Genomic DNA, 24,186 nt, shown 5'->3' with positions numbered 1-24,186 from the left:
CCTAGATGGATTGCAGGAATTCGTTGAGGAGTTCCGGCTCGGTCACCATCGGGTCGTGCCGCGCGTCGAGCTCGCGCCAGATCCAGCCCGGCTGCGCGCGGATGTCCTTCTTGAGCTTCGCGAGCGGCGCGAACGAATGGGCGACGCAATCGACGTAGATGCGCGGCACGCCGTTGCCGATCGGGTGCTTCAGGAAGAACTTCTCCTGATAGGGGCCGACCGGATGCGGCGTCAGCAACGATCCGACCCAGGCCTTGTCCGCCTCCGAGACGATGTCGTAGGTGCTGAGCGGCGGCGTCGGGATCGCGATACCGTTGCCTTCGCGCGCCACCTGCTCCAGCCGCTTGCGGGTGATCTCGGCCGGCTGCGCGTCGAACGCGGACATTCCGTTCGGCACGACGAGCGCATCGAGGTAGACGAGCGTGCGCAGCGCCTGCGGGATCCGGTCGGCCACGCCGCTGATGATCAGGCCGGAAAATCCGCTGCCGACCAGCACCACGTCGCTCAGGCCTTCGTACTGGATATGGTTGACGATGCTCGTGATGTGGGTGGTGAGCGTGATGTCCTTCGACAGCAGATGCTTCGCCTCGCCCACCCCGGGGCAGGTCGGCGTGGATACGTTGTGCCCGGCCGCGCGCAGCTTCTGCGCGACCTTCTTCCAGCACCAGCCGCCGTACCACGCGCCATGCACGAGCACGAAGGTCTTGGCTCCGCCCGGCGCGGCCGCGGGGAGCTTGGCGGACGCATCCTGCGCCTGCGCGGAACGGGCCGCGAGCGCGCCCAGCGCGAGGCCGATCGCCCCGCTGTTGAAATTGCGTCGATTCATGGTTCCGGTCTCCTCTCAGACAGCTTCAGCGTTGAGCGCCTGCTCTGCTTCGCAGCGCGCCTCGATGTCGTCGGCCATCGCCATGCAGGCCTTGCCCGCGTCCTGCAGGCCGCGCGAATTGGAAAACGGGCGCGGCAGCACGTAGGTGTAGAAATGCGCGCCTTCCACCACGTAGCCGAGCGCCCATAGGTTCGGGATCACCGCGCCGTCGCGGTTGATCACGTTGACGCCCGCCGTGATCTCGATGCCGCTCGGGCTGAATTCGCCGTTGCGGAACGGCGTGATGGCGCCGGACGCGAGCATGTTCCGCACCAGCGGCGACGGGCTCGTCTCGGGCTCGAACAGGTCGACCTTGGCGCGGATCAGCACGTCGAACGATTCGCGGGCCGGCGTCTCGAAGCGGTCGGTCGACAACGTGAAGCACTGCTCGTCCTCGTCGTAGCCCAGCTCCGGCTTGGGACCGAAGAAGGACAGCACGCCCGCGTCCATCAGCGCCAGCATCTCCATGTTGCGTTCCTTCGGCGGCCCGCTCGCGATGCGGTTGCTGATCGAGCACCAGTACGACAGGAAGCGGCGGTGCGATTCGGGCGTGAGCCGGCAGTAGTCGACGGCGTGCCGGATGTTGTCGCGGATGTCGCGCAGGATGTCGGCCGAGGCCTTGCGCGGGTTGTCGACGTTGCCGCCGAAGCAGTCGGCGATGTCTTCGGTCAGGTGGCCGCGCACGTACTTTCGATAGGCCTCCTGATCGACGAACGTCAAATTGGCGGCGGGCAGCATCAGCAGGTCGACCGCCGCTTCGATGTCGGGCTCCGGCACATAGGTCTCGGGATCGGCCCAGACGCCCGTCACCGAACGCGAATACACATAGGCCATTTCCTTTCTCAGCGTCGGCCACAGATCGCGATCGAAATCGAGCTGCTCGTTGCCGCGCTCGCGGCGGTTCTTCGCGCGGCAGACGTCGACGAAATCGCGTGTGAAGAATTTCGCCTTGTACTGGCCGTAGGTGCCCTTCTGGTTCACCGCGCGGCCGCCCGCCGGCAGGCCCTGGCGCGAGAACACGGTGAGCTTCGGCTCGCGTCCGCAGGCGATGTAGCGATAGCGGTCGAACGACACCTTCTCGAAGCGGCCGCCGAGGCCGATGGTCAGCGCCGAGATGGCATCCGCCGCCGTCAGGCCCGTGCCGCAGATCGCCACGCGCGCCTGCGCGCTGATCGCATTGAGCGAGGTGATCGGATACGGCGACTTGAAATAGGCGAGATGGCTGTTGCCCGCCTTGCCCTGCTCGACCCAGCGGTCGAACTTGTGGTCGAACGCGTCCTTGCCGCCGAGGCTGTGGCCCATCGTCATGAACACGTAGTTCGCGTCGATCCGGAAATCGCCGTCGAGATGCACCTCGATCCGCTGCGCATCGATCGGCACGATGTTCACGACGTTGCGGCGATGGTTGATCACGTTCACGTAGTCGGGGAGGCTGTCGAGCAGGCGGTCGTATACCCAGGTCAGGTACTCGCCCAGCACGGCGCGCGGCAGATACATGTTCTCGTCCACCGGTTCGCCCTCGTCCGACACGACGTAGCGGCCATCCAGTTTCTTGTAGCCGCGATCGAGCGCCCACTCGAGAAAGGACGGGCCGGGCAGCACCGGGCCGGAATCCGTGACGGACTCGTCGCAATACATCGTGATCTGCGCGGCGATGGTGTTGACCAGCAAATGATCCGGCTGGCTCCATTCGTGAATGCCCTGACCTGGCGTGGATGGATCGATCAGATGCAGGTCAATACCGACATCCAGTTCGCGCTGCGAAAGCACGGCGTGCAATCGTTCGAGGAGCGTCAGCCCGCGCTGACCCATGCCCACAATGGCTACACTAATTCTTTCCATATTTGTTCCCGAATTATTTAATCATATACACCACACCCGGATTCAATAATCGAAAGACAAAACCTCCCCCCGGCGCTGGTCTCGCGACAGCACCGCTCCAGCCCGCCCGACGGACCTTACAGGCCTATCAAATGCACGGGGATCGGATGCCTCCAATTACCACGCGATCAGCGTCGAATTAGGCAATCCGCCCTCGACATCAATCACCAGGTAAATTCTATTTACAGGTGACCGACGGGGATAATTCAAATTTTTGATAATGCATTCGCTTTTCAAGAAACAGTTGCCCGCAGATTTAGAAGCAATGAAACTATCCTAATAAAGGAAATTTCCCGTATTACGAGGAATTTCAAATTCATCGATGGATGGGTGGGGCAAATCGCGGGGCGTATGGCATGGATCTAAGGGCATTGCAGATATTCAAGGCGGTCGTCGACGAAGGCGGCGTGGCGCGCGCCGCCGAGCGCCTGCACTGCGTTCAGTCGAACGTATCGATGCGCATCAGGCAGCTGGAAGACATGCTGGACACCCAGCTGTTCGAACGGGTCGGCAAGCGCCTGACCGTGACCCCGCGCGGCGTCGTGCTGCACGGCTATGCCGTGCGTCTGTTGCAGCTCGCCGACGAGGCGCGGCAGATGGTGAAAGGATCGGGCATGCCCTGCGCGGAGCTGCGCATCGGCGCGATCGTGACGACGGCGACGCTGCAGCTGCCGCATGCCTTGACGGAATTCCATCGCACGCATCCCGCGGTGCAGTTGCACGTGAACGTGGCCACCTCCGGCAGCATCGTGCGCGACGTGCTCGGGCAGGAGCTCGACATCGGTTTCGTCGTCGGCCCGGTGCGGCACGAGGAACTTCAGCAAGTCGAGCTCGACGCGGAGGCGCTCGTGCTGCTGACCGATCGCCGTCACCCGGTGATTCGCAGCGCCAAGGATCTCGCGAACACGATGATCATCGGCTTTCGCGAAGGCTGCGCGTACCGCAGCCGCCTGCAGCGCTGGATGGCCGAGGCCGGCGTGCCGTGGTCGCGCACGCAGGAGTTCGACACCGCCGAGGCGATCCTCGGCTGCGTCGCGGCCGGGCTCGGCGCCGCGCTCATGCCGGCCGCCCTGGTCGACACGCTCGGCTTCACGGATCAGATCCAGTGTCATCCGCTGCCCGAGAAATATGCGCTCGCCAGGACGGTGATGATCTGGCGCAGCGACAGCCGGCACGACGCCGACCACCGCCTGCTCGCGGACAGCCTGCGCGCACACGCCGCCCCGCCCGCCCTGTTCGCGCCGCCCGTCGACCTCTGCGACATCTGCGACACCTGACTCCCTCGACGCGCCGGCGCACCGCCGGCGTCACGACACGCGCAGCTCCTGTCCCTTGAGGCTGCGCACGAACGCATCGCGCGCGTTGTGACGCGCGATGTCCTTGCGCCAGACGAAGTGCACGCGATTGCGCGCGACGTCCGGCAGCACGGCATGGCACTTGATGACATTCGTCAGGTCGCGGCGCTCGATCAGCGAGCGCGGCATCAGCGACACGCCCATGCCCGCGCCGACGCACGCGATGATGACCTCGAGCGCGCCGAACTCCAGCACGATGCGCGGCTTGATCCCCGCGCCTTCCAGCCAGCTCTCGAAGCGTGCGCGATGCGTGCCGTCCGAACGGAACGCGAGGAAGCTGCAGCCGCGCAGGTCCTCGGCCGACGTGACGGTCGGGTGGCTGTGGTCGGTGATCAGCAGCAGTTCCTCGTCGAACGCGGCCTCCTCCGCCAGCTCGTCGGACGTGACCGGCGCGGGCACGAGCGCGATGTCGAGGCGATGGCCGATGACGGCGTGCGTGATCTGCTCGATCGAGCCGGTCTCGATCGTCATGTCGACCTTCGGGTAGCGCTGGTGGAACCCGGCCAGCATGCGCGGCAGGCGCGCGGCGGCGGTGGCCTCGGTCGCGCCGATCCGCAGGCGCCCGGCGGGCTCGCCGCCGCCCTTCACGATCGAACGCGCCTCGTCCGCCAGCTGCAGCATGCGCTCCGCGTAGCCGAGCAATTGCGAGCCCTCATTCGTGATGACGAGGCGCCCGTTGACGCGATAGAAAAGCGGAATGCCCAGCCGGGTCTCGAGTTGTCGCAGCCGGGTCGAAACATTGGACTGCACACAGTTCAGCACGGTGGCCGCGCGGGCAATGCCGCCCTCGTCCGCAACGGCCTTGAAGATCTTCAACGCCTGCAAATCCATCCTGGTCCCTCGTCACTTTCGCTTGCCAATGACGTATTGGCTGTCCTGCTCTGGGTTGCCCTCGTCAAACGGGCGGGAACGGGCGCGGTCGTGCCGCGCGTAGGCTCGCCTCACCAGACCGGCCTGGTGATGGAAAAACAAAGCGGCGAGAAGTGAAGCGTGAAGCGCTGCGCCGTGCGCGAACCCGCGCGCGCGGCGGACCGGCCGGGCACTCAAGCGCCGTCGGCCGATGGAGGTCGGTAGGTGCGCGCGCGCCGCTGGCCCTTGCGGTGCGGCCGCCCGCCCGCCGGCGCAATGGCCGACGCAATCGGAACGTCTCTCATGATTATTCTCGGACTAGAAATGATTGTTTGTCGACATGATAGCGAACTATGCGAACAATGGGTTTCTTTTTGAAAGGAAATAGAAATATATGTCATGCGACGTCATGATTCTTCGGTCCGCCGCTGCGCCGCGCGGGCCGGCGCGCCCGCCCGCGCGGCCTCGGATAGAATGCACGCACTCCCGCCGACCGACCGGCCGGCTCACTCCCATGAGGCTCCCATGATCGTCAAACCGCGCGTGCGCGGCTTCATCTGCGTGACCGCGCATCCGACCGGATGCGCGGCGAATGTCGACGCCCAGATCGACTACGTGCGCGCCCACGCGCCGCACGGCGACGGACCGAAGAAGGTGCTGGTGATCGGCGCGTCGACCGGCTACGGGCTGGCCGCCCGCATCAGCGCCGCATTCGGCTACGGCGCCGCAACGCTTGGCGTGTTCTTCGAACGCCCCGGCGCCGCCGACAAGCCCGCCACGGCCGGCTGGTACAACAGCGTCGCGTTCGAGCAGCGCGCGGACGAAGCCGGCCTGTATGCGGCCAGCCTCAACGGCGACGCGTTCTCCGACGAGATCAAGCAGAAGACCATCGAGACGATCCGCCGCGACCTCGGCCAGGTGGACCTCGTCGTCTACAGCCTCGCCGCGCCGCGCCGCACGCATCCGCGCACGGGCGAGACCTTCACGTCGACGCTCAAGCCGGTCGGCCGCGCCGTCAAGCTGCGCGGCCTCGACACCGACCGCGAGACGATCCGCGACACGCAGCTCGAACCCGCGACCCAGGACGAGATCGACGCCACCGTCGCGGTGATGGGCGGCGAGGACTGGCAGATGTGGATCGACGCGCTGCTCGCGGCCGACGTGCTCGCGCCCGGCGCGAAGACCACCGCGTTCACCTACCTCGGCGAGAAAATCACGCACGACATCTACTGGCACGGTTCGATCGGCGCGGCCAAGCAGGATCTCGACCACAAGGTGCTCGCGATCCGCGACACGCTCGCCGCGCGCGGCGGCGACGCGCGCGTGGCGGTGCTGAAGGCCGTGGTCACGCAGGCCAGCTCGGCGATCCCGATGATGCCGCTCTACCTGTCGCTGCTGTTCAAGGTGATGAAGGCGCGCGGCACGCACGAAGGCTGCATCGAGCAGGTTCATGGCCTGTACCTGGACAGCCTGTACGGCGCGAACCCGCGCCTCGACGAGGTGGGCCGCCTGCGCGCCGACGGCAAGGAACTCGACGCCGACGTGCAGGCTCAGGTCCAGGCGCTGTGGGACCAGGTGAGCGACGCCAACCTGTACGAGCTGACCGACTTCGCCGGCTACAAGCACGAATTCCTGCGCCTGTTCGGCTTCGACATTCCCGGCATCGACTACGACGCGGACGTCGCGACCGACGCGCCGCTGCGGCACCTCGTCTGACCCGCGCGCGGACGTCGCGCGAGGCGACGGCCGCGTCACCGTCCTTTGGCCGGCATCGGACGCGGCACGGTCGACGCCCCACGTTCGGAGACGTGCGCGAATACGACCACCGATGCGGTGCTGCCCGCGATGGAGCCGGCACGCGCGACAGGGTCGCGCGCGGCGCCTTCACCGCATGCGCGAATCTCGCGGACGGCGCGCCCAAGGTCGCGCCGCGCCGATGACCACCACGCTGGCCCAGTCGCCCGCCCGGATATCAGACGTCGCGCTCACGCCCGCCCTGCCGCGGCTGCTCGCGCGCTGCGCATCGGCGCGCGGGCCGGCCGCGCGGATCGCCGCCGGCCGCTCTGTGCGGCTCGCGAATGCGATGCGGCTTGCCCCGACCACGGCGCCGGCCGCGCCGAATATCGACGCGTGCCGACGAGCCGGCAGCGCCGCGGCGCGCCAGCCTTGGACGAATCGAACACGCTGGAAGTCGACACGCGCGCCGCATCGCATCGGCACGGCGTGCGCCGGGCATCCCGACGAAGGAACCCGTCGCCGCGCTCAGCGCGACGACGGGCGGATGCAGGCAGGAGCGGCGCTTACGACCGCCCGCCGTCCGCGGCCGCCGCGTCGCGCTTCGCGCGCCGCCAGCCGGCGAAGCTCAGCCACGCAGGCGCCAGCTCGTCGGCGTCGAGCGGCGCCACGCAGTAGGACGCGCCCGCCCACTCCGGCACCGGCAGCGGCTCGGCCGAACGGACCCCGATCAGCTCGGGCCGGTACGCCTGATGCGGCCAGAACAGCGGCATGATCCTCCGCTCCGCCATGCCGCGGTGCAGCCGCGACGGCGCGCCGGCATCCGCCGCGGTGTCGCACTGGAACGACCATTCGTCGGCATCCCAGGCCACGAACACCGACGCCTGCCCGGCGTCGTCGAACATCAGCACCGCATTCTGCTCGGGCCGCCAGTAGTATTCGACGATCTCGCCGCGCGCGACCCGCTCGTCGAGCAGGCGAACGACGCGCGGATCGCAGTAGGTCGCGCCGATGTCGTGCACGCTGATGTGGCCGCGCAGCGCGCAGTGCTTCTTCTTCGCCTCCGCCAGCGCGGCCGTGAGCTTGCCCGGCATGCCGGGATCGCTCTTCCTCAGATAGAAGTCGATGAGCCCGGCGTTGAACGCATCCACCGCCTCGCGATCGCCCGCCGCGCCCGTCAGCAGGATCCGCGTGCACACGGCGCCCTCGAGCGAGGTCAGGAAACGCAGCCCGTCGATCTCCGGCATCTCGTAGTCGACCACCACCGCGGCGACCTCCTCGAAGCGCGACGCATCGTCGAGCGCATCGCGCCCCAGCGCGTTGCTGCCGCCCTTCTCGACTTCCGAGTAATCGGCGCCCGCGATGCGGGCCACGGGCACCGCGCGATCGCGCGACGTCATGAAATCGAGCGCGGCCCTCGGGCGCGTGAAAAACCGATTCAATTCCCGATCCCGGAAGCGTCCCCGCAAGCCATCGAGAAAATCCGCACTATCGTCGAGAAAGACAACTGATACCGGGTGAAACATCGGTTGCCTGACAAAGGAGCTCATTTCTGCCTCGGGAAAAAGAAAGTTACGCGCGCAAACGATAAACGAATCAAGCCGCGCCCCGATTATCCAGCGCCGTCCGGAATATCGGCAAGCCCCCGCGCCCGCGCGCGCCGGCCGCCACGCCAAGGCTTCGCTATCACGCCGGATAAAGGCGGTAAGAATCCGTCATTCCGCCAATACAGGGGGAATGCGCTGCTACCGCCTGTAGCGATGTTTACGAGGACCTGATCATGTTGAATCGCGACGCTATTCCCGCCCTGCTCTCCCGTGGCCCGGCACTGCTGACGCCCGACGGCATGGACGTGACCGCTCACAAGACTTTTCACCATGTGATCGATATCTATCTCAAGGATTCGAATGCCTTCATGAACACCTATTTCGCGCGTTATTTCGAATGGCAGGGCATCTGCCGCGAACGCTGGTTCCACGAGTGCATCGACAACAACCTGTTGGGCGCGGGCGGCAGTTTCATCACGAAGCGCGCGCACCAGGAATATGTCCAGGAAACGTTCCCGTTCCAGCGGGTCGACTGCTACCTGAACACCGTCAAGGTCAGGCAGTGCTCGGCGTACCTGCTGTTCCGCTTCTACGTGGACGGCCGCCCGGTGTCGATGGGCTACCAGCAGATCCTGTTCGCCGGTCCGGACAAGCGCATTCGCCGCTTCCCGGCCGGCATCCTCGCGCGGGTCGAGGAATATGAACTGAGCACCGATATGGCGACTCTCTGAGCGCCGTGATTCACCCGATCCGATAGTCTCCGGACGGTTGCGGCAGATCGCGAAGCCTGCGGTCTGCCGCCGACCCCGGCTCCGGCAACTGCAGCGTGAAGGTGGTGCGCACGCCCTGCGCCGATTCGCACGCAATGCCGCCGCCGAACGCCTCGCACACGCGCCGGCAGAACGTCAGGCCGACGCCCGTGCCGCGGCCGTGCGCCTTGGTCGAATAGAACGGATCGAAGATCTGCGGCAGGACATCGGGCGCAATGCCCGGCCCGCTGTCGCTGAAGCGCAGCACGCAAAAGCCCTCGCTGCGATAGGCGGCGATCTCGATGCGGCCCTCGCCCACCGAATGAATCGCCTGGATCGCATTTTTCAGCAGGTTGAACAACACGAACATGAGCAGCGTGTCGGAACCGGAGAAGCGGATCTCCGGATCGATCTGCGCGACGGACACGAGCGCACGCTCGCCGTCCCGGAACGGATAGCGTTCAAGCGCCGCCTCGACGCACGCGCCCACCGAGTGGACCGCGAAGCTGCGCTTGTCGAGCCGGTTCAGGGTCAGCGAGGCGAGCGACATCTCGACCACGGTATTGGTGCTGTCGACGTGGCGACGGATCGCGGACACCAGCGCGGGCAGCCGCTCGGGCTCCTCGGCGGTGTCGAGCCGGTCGTCGACCAGGCGATGCTCCACCGCCAGGCGGTAGCCGCGCATCAGCTCGGGCAGCGCGTGGCGCAATTCGTCGGCATGCAGGCCGATCGTCGCGAGCGGCGTGGCGACCTCGTGCGCGACCGTCGCGAGCGTCAGGTACGGCCCCATCAGCCCATAGCGCACGATCGACACGGCCAGCATGCCCAGGCTGACGGTGATGAACAGCACGCCCAGCGGATACAGCTCGTAGCCGTAGTTGACAAGGTAGTCGGTGGCCGCGAGCGAATACAGCCCGAGACTGACGAGGCACAGATCGAGCAGCCGCCGCGAACCGGCGTTGGTGATCTTGCGCCGCGCACGCAGCAGCAGCCAGGCGGCGCGGCAGACCAGGAAGACCGTCTGCGCGACGTGCAGCGGATGCAGCCGCCCGGCGCGCGGGTAATAGCCGAAGAAATAGGAACCGAAGCCGTCGACGACTTCGTTGCTCGTGACGAGCAGCACCGCCAGCACGGCGCTCAGCGCATACGACGCGAGCAGCAGCGGCCGCTCGTCGCGGCGCGCGACGACCTCGACGACGAAGTGATAGAAGGTGGTCGGCAGGAACAGGATGAACAGATAGCCGATCTTGACGAGCAGGCCCGCGAGATCGGGGCTCGTGGCCTGGAACAGCAGCGCCCAGGTGCCTTGCCACACGAAGGTCGTGACGCACATCACGGCGAACGGGATCGATACGCGCGTCGCCCCCTCCGTGATCAGCACGTAGGTGCCGAACCCGAGAAACAGCGCCGATACGAAGGCAGGCAATAACGAGTACATGGAGCTGGTTCGCGTTTCCCGTGTTCCCGCCGAGCGCATCACTCGCGAGCGGCCGTCTCGTGAGCGGGAATTGGCGCGGCGCTCGCCGTGCGTGGTTGAAATCGTCTCCGGATAGTTGGCTTCACCGATACCGGGGAATTTTTGTTTCGTGGCGCCGGGAAAACCCACCCCGATGCAGCTGCGATCTTAACGCATCTTCAGGGGTGGGGCGGAGGTCGATTTCATTGCGTTAGAGCAAATGATCGCGCCATATTCATGAACAATATCGGGAAATAGATCGAAAACCTTCAATTCGTTCGACGCTGAAAATGATCGGGAACGTAAAGCGGAAGAACGAGGCGCGACGATTTGTCCCGGCCCCGATTGCAAGACCGCGCGGCCGACGTTCCGCGAATTGCACCGCAAGGGATGTGCGCAATGCATCGGCTTCGGTCAAGACGGAACGGCATGCGCTCGCAGGACGCATCGGGCGCCCCGGCGCGATCGGCTCGGCTCGCGCGCCGGCCCTTTCCCTTCCCGCTCCGGCCTCGCCGCTCAGGCGCGCGACAGCCTGCGTCCGCCCGCGCCGCCGCGCCGCTTGTCCGCGCCGAACGCCGCCGCCATCGCCTCGCCGAAGCATTCAAAGGGACGCGCGAGACGCCCCGCCGGCGCACGATGCACGATCCAGGCCTGGACCTGCGGCCGGAAATCCCGCACCGAGAGCATCCTCAAGCGCGCCCGGAACGGACTGCGCTCGAATGCATCCCGGGACGTCAGCGTGACCCCGAGCCCGCGCGCGACGAGCGACAGCCGCAGGTCCGAACTGAGCGCCTCGATGCCGATCTGGAACGGCAGGCGCTCCTGCGCCATGCGCCGCTGGATCACGCTGCGAAAACCACACCCATCCTGGTTGATGATCCACGGCAACGCCGACAACGCCTGCAAGCTCACCCGCGCCGGCAGCGCGACGTCGTGCGGCGCGACTACCGACAGCGCTTGCAGGCCGACCGCGCGCGCCTCCACATCGCCCGGCGGCGCAACGTCGTCGGGCAGGCAGAACGCCGCGAGGTCGATCTCGCCGCGGCGCAGCCGCTCGGTCAATTGCTCCGGCCAGCTCGTCGTCACGCAGACCGCGAGCTGCGGAAACGCCGTGCGCAACGCATCGAGCGGCGCGGCGACCGCCAGCTCCGACAGATAGGGCGTGATGCCGAGCCGCAGCTCCCCCGCGACGTCGCCGTCGGGCGACAGCCGCGTCTTCAGGTCGTCCAGCACCCGCAGCAGGCGGCGGCCGTGCTCGTAGGCTTCGCGGCCGGCCGCGGTCGGCCGCAGCGGCTTCGATTGACGATCGAGCAGCGCCGCGCCGAGCAGCGTTTCGAGACTCTGGATGCGACGGCTCACGCCCGGCTGCGTGAGATGCAGCCGCGCCGACGCCGCCACGATCGAGCCCGTCTCGACCACCGCCAGGAATGCTTCCATGTCACGCGTGTTCATGCGGGTTCCACATAATCTTCATGAGGATATTTGAATTGCATCATACAAATTTCCCCGCATAATTTCAAAGACCATCATGCGTGATTGTTATTCCCCATACGATGAACGCCACGAATTGCGCCGCGCCCGCGCGCCGCGCCGAGCCCATTTCCGCCGTCCCGCCGTACCGCTCGCTGTGGGCCGCCTGCTTTCTCGGCTATGCATCGATCGGCATGACCATCCAGGTGATGCCGTCGTTCACCCACGATCGTCTCGATGCGAATGCGGTCGTCGCGGGCCTCGCGGTCACGATCGGATCGCTCGCGACGATGCTGAGCCGGCCCTTCGCAGGCCGCTTCGCCGACGTGCGCGGATCGCGGCCGATCGTGATCGCGGGCGCGCTGCTCGGCGTGCTCGGCGGCCTGCTGCATCTGGTCGCGGCCACGCTGCCCGTCCTGATCCTCGCCCGCCTCGTCCTCGGGGCAGGCGAAGGCGCGCTGTTCACCGGCTGCATCGGCTGGGTGCTCGCGCACGCCGAGCCGAGCCGACGCGGCAAGATCGCGGGGCACTTCGGACTGTCGATGTGGGCCGGGCTCGCCTGCGGCCCGATGCTCGGCGCGGCCGTGCTGGTCATCGGCGGCTATCGGGACGTGTGGATGGTCGCGAGCGTGCTGCCGGCCGTCGGCGCTGCGCTGATCGCCCGCACGCCGCGCCTGCCCGGCCCCGCCGCCGCGCCTTCCGCACGCCGCGCGCGGCTGCCGCGCGCCGCCTGGTCGCCGGGGGTGTCGGGCGCGCTCGCCGGAATCGGCTACGGCGTGATCGCGGCCTTCCTGGTGCCGCGCGTCGCAGCGCTGCATCTCGTGGGACAGGACCTCGTGCTCGCGGCATTCGGCGCCGCGTTCCTCATCGTGCGATTCGCCGGCAGCCAGACCGTCGACCGGCTCGGCGCACCCCGCATGCTGCTGATCGCGCTGCTGACCGAAGCGCTCGGCCTGTACGCGCTGTCGGTCGCCGCTCACGCGCCGGCCGTCTTCGCGGCGACGATGCTGACAGGCGCCGGCCTCGCCATGCTGTATCCGTGCCTCGCCAGTCTCGTGACCGAAGCCGCCGCCGCGCACGAACGCAGCGCCGCGCTGGGCACGCTGACGTCCGCCTGGGATCTCGGCATCGCCGTGAGCGGACCACTCGGCGGGTTCGTCGCGGGGCACGCCCACGCCGGATCGTTCATGCTCGGCGCCGTCTCGGCGCTGCTGGCCGCCGCGCCGCTGATCGTGCGGCTTGGCAAACGCCGCGCCTCCGCCGCCTAGACGCGCGGCGCCGCGCGTCGGCGCCGACAGCCGAACGTCGCAACCCCGCTACCACCGCCTTCTACCAGCGCGCGATCTCCGGCGGCACACTGCCCAAGGTCGCGCTGGTCGCCCGCATGCGCAAGCGCCCGACCATGCTCAATGCCATGGTCAGATCCACGGGGAGCGCAGGCGTGAGCGGTCGGCGTAAGGCCGCGCAGATAGGCAAGGCAGATTTAGGTCCGTCCATTTCATCGGCGCATCAAAACCCAGCGCGATCGACCGGACCATCTTGAGCAAGACAACAATCGCCAACCACCGAACAACAGGAGCAGGGAACGTCAATCGTATTTCGGGAGCACCATCAATGCGGTGGTGGCAGCACCGTCGTCCCCGAAGCTCTCCAGATACTCGTGCTGTCCCCGCTTCACTCGAACCTTATCGGTGTGGCGATACGAGCCGGGGCCGTCAGGCACGATGACGTACACGGTGTCTCCGCCTACGATCAGATCGGCAACATCGTGATAGGCCATCGCCCTGCCCGCATCCAATCCGATGTTTCCGTCCTTGTCTTTGCTGAACTGATGCACCTTCGCCTCGGCCACTTCACCCACCGCCGCATCTAGCTTAATCATCGAAATTCCGTAGCAGCTCATCGCCGCTCCCGAGCAGTTTAGGATCAGGGCTACTCGCCCGCTGATAACGAGGATAGGTAATCGGCAATACAACCGCGACTGATCTCTTGACGCGCGCACCAAATTAATCAGCACCGCGCACCTTCATCGGTCTACCCGCCCATCCACCATTCACCGGGACAACCCAGCGCCCAATCGGCTACGCACCCGGCGCAGAAATCTCTATCGAATTTCGGCTCGGCAGTTTAAGCGGCAAGCGGCATAATCTTGCTGCCCCTCGGCTTTAAAGCTTGCCATGAATAGCGCCTCTGTTCAGCCATCATCCCCGATCCTATTTCAACCAAAATAAAATGAAACGCATAGAAGAAGGCCATCGGCAACAATTGCATTACTGCCGCGTATTCAGAGAGGAATTACAAGACGTGATTGATCTCATGACTATTGACGGCGATCCACCAAAGCTAACCAGTGGAAACTATGAGTTTGACAATGCGGAGGAGCTATTCACATTCCTCGGGGAGAACGGGAAAGGCGAGATAAGAATCAGCCGCCACAATCCCTCCACCACTCTTTGGAGCGACGGCCGACTGTATGCAACTGTGTCGACGTATGACACCAGTGACGCAAGCGTTGCGCTATTTCAGCGGATAGCCACCACTGTCAGAGGCTGCGAAGGCACGAAGCCTCTGCGAGATCGGGGATGGGTCGCATTTACTTCGGGAGCTGTGTTTTGGCTCGGGATCGGGCAGACAGTGTTCCACTACAAGTCGTGGCAAGCGGTGCCCTTTGCCTGCTTAGCAGGTATCGGCCTTGCGATGTGCATTGCCATATTTAGGCCAAGGCCACGCCGGGACACCGTGTTTTATGGCATCCGACGTGATGCCCGGAAATCGTTCTGGCAGCGCAAGCGCGATGACATCCTCGCCAACTTGATAGCGGCCGTCATAGGCGCAGCTCTCGGTGTCGGAGGAACATTGCTAACCCAGACGCTCGGCAAACAATGACGCGGCCCCAGCATAGTAGGCCCACGGGTAGATTCCATTCACACCCTATTCACGCTGAACCGTGAATGGGGCCAACTTAGCCACAGTCGCTCGCGTTGATAAGCGCTTGTTTTGGAATGAATTTCTGGCCCGCCCTACACGATTCGAACGTGTGACCTACGGCTTAGAAGGCCGTTGCTCTATCCGTCTGAGCTAAGGGCGGTCATGAAGAAGGAGGAAAACAGCGGCGCGTTCGGCGCGCCCGAGGCGCCCAAAAAGCCGAGCCAAAGATTATACCCGATCGTCAGACCAAACCAATCCGCCGACCGGGAACACTCAACACCCGCAACCCACGCCCGCTCAAGCCGGCTGCGCGTGAAACGCGAACCACCCCAGGCAGAACAACCCCGCGAGCACGCAATACAGCCCGAACGAAGCAAGCCGCCCGCGCCCTTCGAAATAGCGCATCAGGAAGCGCACGCTCAGATAGGCGGCGATCGCGGTCAGCACGCCGCCCAACACGGCATCGGCCAGTTGCCCCGGCGCATGGAACAGCTTCGGCACTTCGAGCAGCCCCGCCGCGAAAATGATCGGCGTCCCGAGCAGGAACGAGAATTCCGCCGCCTTCTCCGCGCTCAAACCCGCCGCATTGCCCGCGATCATCGTCAAGCCACTCCGCGAGAACCCGGGAATCAACGCCCCCACCTGGGCGAGCCCGACGAAAAACGCCTGCCTGAAGGTCAGCTTCTCCGGCGGCAGATGCGCGCGCGAGCGCTGCAGCCGATCGCCGAACCACAGCAGCACGCCGTTGATGATCAACGCGATCGCCACGATCCGCAGATCGTGAAACACGCGCTCGAGGCGCTTCTCGAGCAGCAAGCCGACGAGCCCCGCGGGAATCGTGCCGATGATCAGCGCCCACATCATGTGGCCGTCGTCGTTGCGACGCCCGGCGAGCGCTGCGAAGAACCCGCGGATCAGCGCGACCCAGCGCGTGCGGAAGTACCACAGCAACGCCACGGCCGTACCCAGGTGCAGCGCGACGAGGAACGGCAGGAGTTGCGGCGCATGCTTGTCGATATGCATGCCGAACAAGGCGGGCACGAGCAGCGTGTGGCCCAGGCTGCTGACGGGAAAGAGTTCGGTGACGCCCTGCAGGACGCTCAGAAATACCAGAAACCAGAGGCTCACGCGTCGGTCCTTTTTATCGGAGAAATTAAGCGAGGAGATCGGCGCGACGACACCGCGCCGCCCAGAAAAACCGCGCCCCGATTATGCCGACGGGAAACGTGCGCGCCAAGGCATCCAGCGCCGAATGGGCATCTGGCCCACAAGCGGCTCGATGCCGTAATGAAATTGAAATAAAAAACCCGCCATTGATTGAATGGCGGGTTTCATTGATGCGAAATGTATCGTGTCAGCGATTGACGCGATAGAAAAACAGTACCGTGCTGCCGGTGAACATACCAAACAGCGTGAGGCCCATTGCGGTTGCCAGATCCATGCTCGCTCCTGAAAGAGTCAAGACTCGACGCCAAGATGGGTGACGCGTAGACGGCATTGTCCTTACAACTCACGATTTTTTACACTCGCAATTTCCCTGGACGGGTTTACCCTGCCTCGGTCAGCGCACGCACCGCACAGGCGCGCGCCGATCCGCTATGCTGGCGGCCCGTCGACTACTCGCAGACTATATCCGCCATGCCGACCTTCCAGCAACAGGACATCCTCGAACTCCAGGACGGGCCGTCGCGCGTGCGCATCGCGCCGCAAGCGGGCGGCCGGCTGCTCGCCTGGGACCTCGGCGACGACGCCGTGATCTTCTGGCCCGCCGAGGCGGACTGGTCGAATCCGGCGAAAATCCGCGGCGGCAATCCACTGCTGTTCCCGTTCCTCGGCCGCCATCGCGTCGACGGCCGGCTCGGCCGCTGGCGCGACGCCGCCGGCGTCGTGCGCGACCTGCCGGCGCACGGCTTCGCCCGCGACCTGCCCTTCGCCGCCCAACCCGATGCGGACGGCCGGGGCGTCACGATGACGCTCGACAGCGGCGCGGCCACCCTGGGCGGCTATCCGTTCGCCTTCCGTTTCGCCGCCGCGTACCGGCTCGCCGACCCGCACACGCTCGACGTCGCGCTGACCACGACCAACACGGGCGAGGTGGCGCTGCCCTATTACGCGGGCCACCACTTCTACTTCGCGCTGCCGCATGCGGAACGCGCGGCCGCGACACTCGATCTGCCGCCCACCCGGCGGCGCCACCAGCAGGAAGACGGCTCGATCAGCGCGGCGGAACCCGGCGCCGCGCGCTACACGCTCGACGACGAGGCCATCCTCGACCGGTTCCACTGCCTCGACGGCGCCCCCGCGACGCCGGTGCGGATCGCGATGCCGGGCCGCCGCCACGCGATCGAGCTGGACCTGCAGCGCCCGGGTTCGATCCCGTGGTACGCAGTCACGACCTGGACCGAAGCGCCGCAATCGGATTTCTATTGCGTGGAACCGTGGCTCGGGCTGCCGGACGCCATTCACAACGGTCTCGGCCTGCGCGAGCTGGCGCCCGGCGCGACCGAAACCGCCGCGCTGCGGATCCGCGTCAGCCCGCTGGCCTGAAGGCGCGACGGCCCCCCGCGAGACGGCGCATGGGGCCCCGCCGCGAGCGCGCCGGAACGCCGCGCGACGCAAGCGAACGGTAAGCACTCTCTCGAACCCGTTAAAATCGAATGTTTTGTATCCCTGCCGCATGTCGCGGCAGCGCTTTGCGAGGTTCAATGTTGGTGAATACAACGAGACGGCTCATCGTGGCGTCACTGGCCGCCCTGCTCGCCGCCTGTGGCTCGGCCCCGGTCGGTCCCGGCTTCTACCGCGTCGAACGCGGCGACACGCTGTCGAAGATCGCGCGCGACAACCGCCAGCCGGTCGCGAACATCGTGCGCTGGAACAAGTTGTCCAATCCTGACGCCATCGAGGTCGGGCAGGTGCTGCGCGTCGATCCGCCGCCCGGCACCGCCTCGACGGTCGGCACCGGCAGCGCCGGGCGCGCGAAGAGCAGCGGCGGCAACGCCAGCAGCGCGGGCGCGAGCCGCCCGGCGCCGGCCGAGCCGGCCGCCAAGCCGCCGACCAACATCGCGCTCGTGTGGCCCGCGGCCGGCGAGGTGGTGCGCACGTTCAACGGCGCCAACGCCAAGGGCATCGACATCGCGAATGCGGCCGGCACGCCCGTCATCGCGGCGGCGGCCGGTACGGTCGTCTACTCGGGCAATGGCCTGCGCGGCTACGGCAATCTGCTGATCATCAAGCACAACGGCGATTTCCTGACCGCCTACGCGCACAATCGCGCCCTGCTCGTGAAGGAGGGCCAGACGGTCACGCAAGGCCAGAAGATCGCGGAAATGGGCAATACCGACAACGATCGGGTCGCGCTGCACTTCGAGCTGCGCTACGGCGGCCGCTCGATCGACCCGTCGCGTTATCTGCCCGCGCGCTGACAAAGGGATACCGCGCGTGGCGAACGCCCGCGTGGACAAAACCGGGAGGGAGAACGATCAGCGCTTGCGCAGACGGCCGTGCAAACGGCCGGAGAGCGGATCGACACGCCGCGCGAACGCGATCAGCGCGCCGATTCCGATCAAGCTGAGCCCCGCAGCAATCAGAAACAAGTTCATGGTCGAATCGGTTATGAGTGCAACGATAATACGCATCCTTCAAAATTCTTGCATCGAGGCCGGCCTCGGATACGCGCGCACTATCGCCTGAATGGCATGACGATCCGGTGTAATGTTCATAGAAAACAGTGACACCGGAGACCCGCCGTCATGCTGCCCGACGCCCAAGATTACGATTATCTGTCGACCGGCTTCGCCTGGTCGATTCCCGCGCGCTACAACCTCGGTGTCGATACCTGCGACAAATGGGCGGACGGCAGCGGCCGCCTCGCGCTCGTGCACGAGCGCGCCGACGGCACGCTCGAACACTTCAGCTTCGACGCGCTCAAAGCCGCCTCCAACCGGCTCGCGAACAGTTTCGCGCGCGCCGGCATCCGTCCCGGCGACCGGATCGGCATCTTCCTCGCGCAAGGGCCGCAAACTGCGATCGCGCATCTCGCCGCCTACAAGTTCGGTGCGATCGCGGTGCCGTTGTTCGCGCTGTTCGGTGCCGACGCGCTCGAGTTCCGCCTGTCCGACAGCGGCGCGGTCGCGCTCGTCACCGATCGCGCCGGCTACGAGAAGATCGCCCCGCTGCGCGCGCAGTTGCACGCGCTCACCACGGTCTATTGCATCGACGACGCCCCCGATCTCGCCGAACCCGGCGTGCTGTCGTTCGACGCCGTGCTCGACGCCGAATCGCCCGACTTCACCGCGGCCGATACCGCCGCCGACGATCCGGCCCTGATCATCTACACGTCGGGCACCACCGGCAAGCCGAAAGGCGCGCTGCATGCGCACCGCGTGCTGCTGGGCCACCTGCCCGGCGTCGAGCTGTCGCAGAACCTGTTTCCGCGCGATGCGCGACTGTTCTGGACGCCGGCCGACTGGGCCTGGATCGGCGGCCTGCTCGACGTGCTGCTGCCCTCGTGGCATCACGGCGTGCCGGTGCTCGCGCGCCGCTTCGAGAAGTTCGACGGCGAAGCCGCGTTCGACCTGCTCGCGCGGCACGGCGTCACGCACGCGTTCCTGCCGCCGACCGCGCTGAAGCTGATGCGCGGCGTCGAACGCCCGCGCGAACGCTTCGCCCTGGCGCTGCGCGCGGTCGCGAGCGGCGGCGAAACGCTGGGCGACGAATTGATCGCCTGGGGGCGCGATGCGCTTGGCGTGACCATCAACGAGTTCTACGGACAAACCGAATGCAACGTGGTGGTGTCGTCCTGCGCCGCGCTGTTCGAGCGGCAGCCCGGCGCGATCGGCAAGGCCGCGCCCGGCCATGAAGTCGCGATCGTCGACGCGGCCGGCCGCACGCTGCCGGCCGGCACGCCCGGTCATATCGGCGTGCGCGCGCCCGACCCGGTGATGTTCAGCGGCTACTGGCACAACCCCGCCGCGACGCACGCGAAGTTCGCGGGCGACTACCTGTTGACGGGCGACATCGGCGTCGCCGACGCGGCGGGCTTCATCCGCTTTGTCGGCCGCGACGACGACGTGATCACGAGCGCCGGCTACCGGATCGGCCCCGGGCCGATCGAGGACTGCCTGCTCACGCATCCGGCCGTGCGCATGGCCGCCGTGGTCGGCGTGCCGGACCCGGTCCGCACCGAGATCGTCAAGGCGTTCGTGGTGCTCAACCCGGGCCATGCGCCCGATGAGGCGCTCGTGCAGGCCCTGCAGGCGCATGTCAAAACCCGGCTCGCCGCGCACGAGTATCCGCGCGCGGTCGCGTTCGTCGACAGCCTGCCGATGACGGCGACGGGCAAGATCATCCGGCGCGCGCTGCGCGACGCGTGAGCGTCGCCGCCGCGGCCGGCGCGGAGGCCGGCACGATGGTTTATAGTGGCGCCACTTATTTTCCCCACGACAGTCATGGCTTCAAACGAAACTTCCGCGGACGCCTCGCACAGTCCGCTCTACGCCCAACTGCTCGGCGAAACCGCGAAGATCGACTGGTGCGATCTGGAACGCTTCTTCGCCCAGGGCAAGCTGCTCCTGGTCGCCCGCGACCTCGATCTCGTCAGCGTCGCCGAGTCGATCGCGAGCGACGACAAGGACCAGGTCACCCGCTGGCTGTCCGCCGGGCTGGTCCAGCGCATGCCCGCCGACGCCGCCCAGGACTTCGCGGCCCGCACGCCCGAGCTGTGGGCGGTGGTGGTCTCGCCGTGGGTGTGCGTGCAGGAACGCGCGTAAGCCCGCGCGATGTCCGTCCCCTCTCCGTCCGCGCCCGCGCCGGGCACCGCCGCCCGCTGGCATGGCCGCGTCCTGGCGCTCGCGCTGCCGATCATCCTCGCGAACCTGACCCAGCCGATCCTCGGCGCGGTCGACACCGCCGTCGCGGGTCACCTCGACGGCACGCAGTATCTCGGCGGCGTGGCGCTCGGCGGGCTGTTCTTCAACTTCGTCTACTGGGGCTTCGGTTTCCTGCGGATGGGCACGACCGGCCTCGTGGCGCAGGCGCACGGCGCGGGCGACGCCGTCGCGATCCGTCTCAACGTGCTGCGCGCCCTGATCCTCGCGGGCGTGCTCGGCAGCACGGTGCTCGCGCTGCAAACCCCGTTGCTGGCCCTGGCGTTCGCCCTGCTGGGCGGCAGCGACGCGGTGCGCGCCTCCGCGCTCGCGTATTCGCAGACGCGGATCTGGGCCGCGCCGTTCGCCCTCGCCAACTACGTGCTGCTCGGCTATCTGCTCGGTGTGCAGCGGGTGCGGCTCGCGCTCGTGATCCAGATCTTCATCAACGTGGTCAACATCGGCGCGGTACTGCTGTATGTGTATCGGCTGAACACGGGCGTCGCGGGCATCGGCGCCGCGACCGCGACCGCCGACGTCGCGGGCTTCGCGCTCGGCGCGCTGATCCTGTGGCGTCAGCGCACGCGCGGCCTGCCGCGCCCGACGCTCGCCACGCTCCTCGATCGGGGCGCGCTGCGCCGGCTCGTCACGCTCAACCGCGACATCTTCATCCGGACCCTGTGCCTGCTGACCGCGTTCGGCTGGTTCGCCCATCTCGGCGCGCGCCAGGGCGACGCGACGCTCGCCGCGAACGCGCTGCTGCTCAATTTTCAGACCTTCATGGCCTATGCGCTCGACGGCTTCGCACACGCGACCGAGACGCTCGTCGGCGCCGCCAAGGGCGCGCGCGATCGCCGCGCGTTCCGCCAGTCGCTGCGCGTCGCGAGCCTGTGGGCCGGCGGCGGCGCGCTCGCCTTCGCACTCGTGTATTGGGGCGCGGGGCACTGGATCGTCGCGCAACTGACCGATCAGCCCGGCGTGCTCCGCGTCGCCGAGCGCTACCTGCCGTGGGCGGCCGTGTCGCCGGTGATCTCGGTGTGGGGTTTCCTGCTCGACGGCGCGTTCATCGGCGCGACCGAGACCCGCGCGCTGATGCGCTCGATGGCCGCCTCGCTCGCGATCTTCGTCGCGGCGACCTTCGCACTGGTCGGCTCATTCGGCAATCACGGCCTGTGGATCGCGCTGCTGATCTTCATGGCCGCGCGCGGCGCGACGCTCGCACGCCACCTGCCCGCGCTCGACCGTTCGATCGCGCGCGGCGACTGAGCCGCGCGCGCCTTCCTTCTTATTGCACGGCCGGCACGGCCGGCGCCGTCGGCGCAGGCTCGCCCAGCATCGACGGCGGCGTCATGTCGGTCGGCACGCCGTGATAATCGACGGGATCCTGCGGAGGAACGCCGCGATGCGCGGCGCGGGGATCGCTCGCGCAGCCGGCCAGCGCGGCCGCCGCGAGCGCGACGAGAATCAAACGGGTCATGAAACATCCTGTGAACGGGAGCGCGACAGCGACATGCGGCCGCGACAAGCCCGGGGAGTCTAATGGAAATCGCGCCCGCCGGCAGCGGACGCCCGTGTCGCCACGATCCGGCCCGCTTTCATTCCGCCCGGCCTGACCTACTATCAAGGGATGGCGCTGAAGCCGCGGAAAGGAGGGCTGCCATGGATACCGAATCGATTGCGGGCCTGATCGGCCTGGCTATTGGGCTGGGCGTACTCGTCGGCCTGTCCGTGTTCGAATCGCGCGAATACAAGCGAGCGCACGGCGGCGAAGGCATGATTCATCACTGGATGGCCGAGCACCATCTGCTCGACTGGCGACGCAAACACTGACACTGACGCGCGCCGCATTCCCAATCCGTCACGACCGGCACCGGACGCCGCGCGTCCGGTCTCGCCGCGGCAATGCGCATGCGGCAGTGACCGCGCGGCAACCGGGCAACACGCGCCCCGCGCGTTGCCCATGGATCGACATGACCGGCGATCCGGCGCGCGCCGCGACAGCGCCGCGCGCGACCGGAATCCGCCTTACTGCGTTTCGCCGAGGAAGTGACGCGCGTAACGGGCGTTGATCTCCGAGAGCCGGAACAGCGTCAGGAAATCCGCGCAGTTGAAATCGGGATCCCACGCGGGCGCCCCGCAGATCTTCGCGCCGAGACGCAGGTAGCCCTTGATGAGCGCGGGCGGCGCGACTTTCGCGCCGGTTTGCAACTCGTCGACCGGCAGCGGCGTATGCGGGAACGCGCGGTACTCGGGCGTGGTCAACGCATCGCCGAGCGACTGATACAGGTTCGCCGCGTAATGGCCGCCATCGGCCATCGACACGCTCGCGCAGCCGAGCATCGTCTCGTAGCCGTTCTGCATCATGTAGGCGCCGAGGCCGCCCCACAGAGACATGATCACCGCGCCGCTGCGATAGTCGCGATGCACGCACGAACGGCCGACTTCCACCATCTTCGCGCGCAGGTGAGTCAGGCGCGACAGGTCGAACTCCCCTTCCGCGTACAGGCGCCCGATGCGCGCCGCCTGATGCGGCGGCAGCACCCGGTAGGTGCCGACCACCTTCAGTGTGTCGAGATCGCGCACCAGCAGGTGATCGCAATACGGATCGAACGAATCGACATCGAGGCCCGCGGGGCCGCTGACCTGTGCGCCCATCTCGTCGGCGAACACGTGGTGGCGCAGCCGCTGCGCTTCGCGCAGCTCGTCTTCGCTGCGCGCCCACGCGGCGCGCAGACGATATTCGGAGGTGACGGTTTCCGCGGCGCGGGGCAAACGGCGACGCGGCAGATCGAGAGGCAGCGAGGCAAAGGGGAGCGTGGGCGTCGGCAGTTCTCGCATGTAGGCTTTCCTGGTCGTAAGAAAGGAGACGACATGCACGCCAATGTAGTAACCGGCCGTGAAGCTTGCGTGGCAAAACGGTGTCTATTCGATGACGTGTCGCCGAATTGACTTTAGCAGAATGCCTGAAATGCCGTTTGATCGACCGTAATCAAATCAGATCGAGGGAGATCGCCGCACGCAGCACCGCCTGCCGGCCACCGTCGCGCGTGCGGCTTGCGAGCCACAGTACCGCGCCCTTGCGCAACGACCAGCTGTCGTCCACGCCGCCGAGCAGGCGCGCGGCGACCGCGCCGAGCGTCGGCTGGTGGCCGACCACGAGTACCGTGGGCGCAATGCCGTCGGGCCAGCCCGCGACCGTGAGGACGTCGGCAACGCTGCCGCCCGGCGCCAGTTCACGCACCGTGCGGTACTGGTCGGTCAGCGCCTCCACGGTCTGCACGGTGCGCGCGGCGGGGCTCGCGAGAATCACGGCGCTGCTTTCCATGCGCGCGCGCAGCCACTTGGCGACCGCTTGCGCGTCCTTGCGGCCGCGCGTCGTCAGCTGCCGCGCGAGATCGCTGGGCGCCGAGTCTTCCGCTTCGGCGTGGCGCCAGAGGATCAGGTTCATCATGGGGAGAGGCTCCGGAATCGGTGGGATAAGCCGACCT

General features: G+C 66.9%; 23 protein-coding genes and 1 tRNA gene. 11 read left to right on the top strand and 13 right to left on the bottom strand.

Translation table 11 applies throughout. From position 1 onward, the window contains the following. Position 1: 1 nt before the first annotated feature. Both AC1RQF_RS22550 and AC1RQF_RS22545 read right to left on the bottom strand, forming a co-directional pair. Positions 2–826, bottom strand: coding sequence for an alpha/beta fold hydrolase (locus AC1RQF_RS22550; RefSeq protein ID WP_274002418.1), 825 nt, complete (start codon positions 824–826; stop codon positions 2–4). Positions 827–841: 15 nt separating this feature from the next. Continuing rightward, complete coding sequence (locus AC1RQF_RS22545) at positions 842–2,677, bottom strand: FAD/NAD(P)-binding protein (protein WP_492872987.1); 1,836 nt, start codon at positions 2,675–2,677, stop codon at positions 842–844. A 440-nt stretch (positions 2,678–3,117) separates the two neighbouring features. Here AC1RQF_RS22545 and AC1RQF_RS22540 point away from each other — a divergent pair, with 440 nt between their 5' ends. Beyond that, complete coding sequence (locus AC1RQF_RS22540; RefSeq protein ID WP_274002415.1) at positions 3,118–4,023, top strand: LysR family transcriptional regulator; 906 nt, start codon at positions 3,118–3,120, stop codon at positions 4,021–4,023. A gap of 30 nt (positions 4,024–4,053) precedes the next feature. On the opposite strand, the gene AC1RQF_RS22535 is transcribed toward AC1RQF_RS22540, so the two are convergent. Continuing rightward, positions 4,054–4,932: a LysR family transcriptional regulator gene (locus AC1RQF_RS22535; protein ID WP_274002414.1), complete on the bottom strand. Its 879-nt coding sequence runs from the start codon at positions 4,930–4,932 to the stop codon at positions 4,054–4,056. A gap of 543 nt (positions 4,933–5,475) precedes the next feature. On the opposite strand from AC1RQF_RS22535, the gene fabV reads away from it, so the two are divergent. After that, a complete protein-coding gene (gene fabV / locus AC1RQF_RS22530; protein ID WP_492872985.1) occupies positions 5,476–6,666 on the top strand; it encodes an enoyl-ACP reductase FabV in 1,191 nt (396 codons plus the stop codon). 584 nt (positions 6,667–7,250) lie between these two features. Here the strand turns inward: fabV and AC1RQF_RS22525 are convergent. Beyond that, complete coding sequence (locus AC1RQF_RS22525) at positions 7,251–8,084, bottom strand: DNA-binding transcriptional response regulator (protein ID WP_337995310.1); 834 nt, start codon at positions 8,082–8,084, stop codon at positions 7,251–7,253. Positions 8,085–8,464: 380 nt separating this feature from the next. On the opposite strand from AC1RQF_RS22525, the gene AC1RQF_RS22520 reads away from it, so the two are divergent. Then, the gene (locus AC1RQF_RS22520) at positions 8,465–8,962 is read left to right on the top strand and encodes an acyl-CoA thioesterase (RefSeq protein WP_274002410.1); all 498 of its coding nucleotides are present in this window, start codon (positions 8,465–8,467) and stop codon (positions 8,960–8,962) included. Between the two features lie 10 nt (positions 8,963–8,972). Here AC1RQF_RS22520 and AC1RQF_RS22515 read toward each other — a convergent pair whose 3' ends face one another. Together AC1RQF_RS22515 and AC1RQF_RS22510 are read right to left on the bottom strand one after the other, a co-directional pair. Next, on the bottom strand, positions 8,973–10,418 hold the full coding sequence (locus tag AC1RQF_RS22515; protein WP_274002409.1) for a sensor histidine kinase: 1,446 nt from the start codon (positions 10,416–10,418) through the stop codon (positions 8,973–8,975). A gap of 534 nt (positions 10,419–10,952) precedes the next feature. After that, positions 10,953–11,888: a LysR family transcriptional regulator gene (locus AC1RQF_RS22510; RefSeq protein WP_274002407.1), complete on the bottom strand. Its 936-nt coding sequence runs from the start codon at positions 11,886–11,888 to the stop codon at positions 10,953–10,955. A 101-nt stretch (positions 11,889–11,989) separates the two neighbouring features. On the opposite strand from AC1RQF_RS22510, the gene AC1RQF_RS22505 reads away from it, so the two are divergent. Next, positions 11,990–13,174 (top strand): MFS transporter, encoded by a 1,185-nt coding sequence (locus tag AC1RQF_RS22505; RefSeq protein WP_492872984.1) that lies wholly within the window; start codon positions 11,990–11,992, stop codon positions 13,172–13,174. 320 nt (positions 13,175–13,494) lie between these two features. Here AC1RQF_RS22505 and AC1RQF_RS22500 read toward each other — a convergent pair whose 3' ends face one another. Beyond that, complete coding sequence (locus tag AC1RQF_RS22500) at positions 13,495–13,809, bottom strand: hypothetical protein (protein WP_492872983.1); 315 nt, start codon at positions 13,807–13,809, stop codon at positions 13,495–13,497. Positions 13,810–14,138: 329 nt separating this feature from the next. Between AC1RQF_RS22500 and AC1RQF_RS22495 the strand changes: the two genes are divergently transcribed. Then, entirely contained in the window at positions 14,139–14,792 is a 654-nt protein-coding gene (locus tag AC1RQF_RS22495; protein WP_274002402.1) for a hypothetical protein, read from the top strand. A 125-nt stretch (positions 14,793–14,917) separates the two neighbouring features. On the opposite strand, the gene AC1RQF_RS22490 is transcribed toward AC1RQF_RS22495, so the two are convergent. After that, positions 14,918–14,994, bottom strand: a tRNA-Arg gene (locus AC1RQF_RS22490). Positions 14,995–15,131: 137 nt separating this feature from the next. After that, positions 15,132–15,962 carry an undecaprenyl-diphosphate phosphatase gene (locus AC1RQF_RS22485; RefSeq protein ID WP_274002401.1) on the bottom strand — a complete coding sequence of 277 codons (831 nt, stop codon included), beginning with the start codon at positions 15,960–15,962 and terminating at the stop codon, positions 15,132–15,134. A gap of 510 nt (positions 15,963–16,472) precedes the next feature. Between AC1RQF_RS22485 and AC1RQF_RS22480 the strand changes: the two genes are divergently transcribed. Together AC1RQF_RS22480 and AC1RQF_RS22475 are read left to right on the top strand one after the other, a co-directional pair. Continuing rightward, complete coding sequence (locus tag AC1RQF_RS22480) at positions 16,473–17,381, top strand: aldose epimerase family protein (RefSeq protein ID WP_492872982.1); 909 nt, start codon at positions 16,473–16,475, stop codon at positions 17,379–17,381. A gap of 158 nt (positions 17,382–17,539) precedes the next feature. Further along, positions 17,540–18,256 carry a peptidoglycan DD-metalloendopeptidase family protein gene (locus tag AC1RQF_RS22475; protein ID WP_274002399.1) on the top strand — a complete coding sequence of 239 codons (717 nt, stop codon included), beginning with the start codon at positions 17,540–17,542 and terminating at the stop codon, positions 18,254–18,256. A gap of 57 nt (positions 18,257–18,313) precedes the next feature. On the opposite strand, the gene AC1RQF_RS22470 is transcribed toward AC1RQF_RS22475, so the two are convergent. Continuing rightward, entirely contained in the window at positions 18,314–18,469 is a 156-nt protein-coding gene (locus AC1RQF_RS22470; RefSeq protein WP_252983284.1) for an LPXTG cell wall anchor domain-containing protein, read from the bottom strand. A gap of 114 nt (positions 18,470–18,583) precedes the next feature. Here AC1RQF_RS22470 and AC1RQF_RS22465 point away from each other — a divergent pair, with 114 nt between their 5' ends. From AC1RQF_RS22465 to AC1RQF_RS22455, 3 genes are all read left to right on the top strand, one after another. Continuing rightward, positions 18,584–20,206, top strand: coding sequence for an acyl-CoA synthetase (locus AC1RQF_RS22465; RefSeq protein WP_274002397.1), 1,623 nt, complete (start codon positions 18,584–18,586; stop codon positions 20,204–20,206). A gap of 75 nt (positions 20,207–20,281) precedes the next feature. Next, positions 20,282–20,602 (top strand): DUF2288 domain-containing protein, encoded by a 321-nt coding sequence (locus tag AC1RQF_RS22460; protein ID WP_274002395.1) that lies wholly within the window; start codon positions 20,282–20,284, stop codon positions 20,600–20,602. A 9-nt stretch (positions 20,603–20,611) separates the two neighbouring features. Continuing rightward, positions 20,612–21,964, top strand: a complete 1,353-nt coding sequence (locus tag AC1RQF_RS22455; protein WP_492872981.1) for an MATE family efflux transporter — start codon at positions 20,612–20,614, stop codon at positions 21,962–21,964. A 19-nt stretch (positions 21,965–21,983) separates the two neighbouring features. Here AC1RQF_RS22455 and AC1RQF_RS22450 read toward each other — a convergent pair whose 3' ends face one another. Next, the gene (locus AC1RQF_RS22450) at positions 21,984–22,175 is read right to left on the bottom strand and encodes a hypothetical protein (RefSeq protein WP_492872980.1); all 192 of its coding nucleotides are present in this window, start codon (positions 22,173–22,175) and stop codon (positions 21,984–21,986) included. Between the two features lie 182 nt (positions 22,176–22,357). Here AC1RQF_RS22450 and AC1RQF_RS22445 point away from each other — a divergent pair, with 182 nt between their 5' ends. Further along, complete coding sequence (locus tag AC1RQF_RS22445) at positions 22,358–22,528, top strand: hypothetical protein (protein ID WP_274002390.1); 171 nt, start codon at positions 22,358–22,360, stop codon at positions 22,526–22,528. A 195-nt stretch (positions 22,529–22,723) separates the two neighbouring features. Here AC1RQF_RS22445 and AC1RQF_RS22440 read toward each other — a convergent pair whose 3' ends face one another. Together AC1RQF_RS22440 and sixA are read right to left on the bottom strand one after the other, a co-directional pair. Next, positions 22,724–23,536 carry a GNAT family N-acetyltransferase gene (locus AC1RQF_RS22440; protein WP_274002388.1) on the bottom strand — a complete coding sequence of 271 codons (813 nt, stop codon included), beginning with the start codon at positions 23,534–23,536 and terminating at the stop codon, positions 22,724–22,726. A 151-nt stretch (positions 23,537–23,687) separates the two neighbouring features. Then, positions 23,688–24,149 (bottom strand): phosphohistidine phosphatase SixA, encoded by a 462-nt coding sequence (gene sixA, locus AC1RQF_RS22435; RefSeq protein ID WP_492872979.1) that lies wholly within the window; start codon positions 24,147–24,149, stop codon positions 23,688–23,690. Between the last annotated feature and the right edge of the window lie 37 nt (positions 24,150–24,186).

This window comes from Burkholderia sp. GW821-FHT14F03 (assembly GCF_058803765.1).
This window is presented reverse-complemented; position numbering and strand designations above follow the sequence as displayed.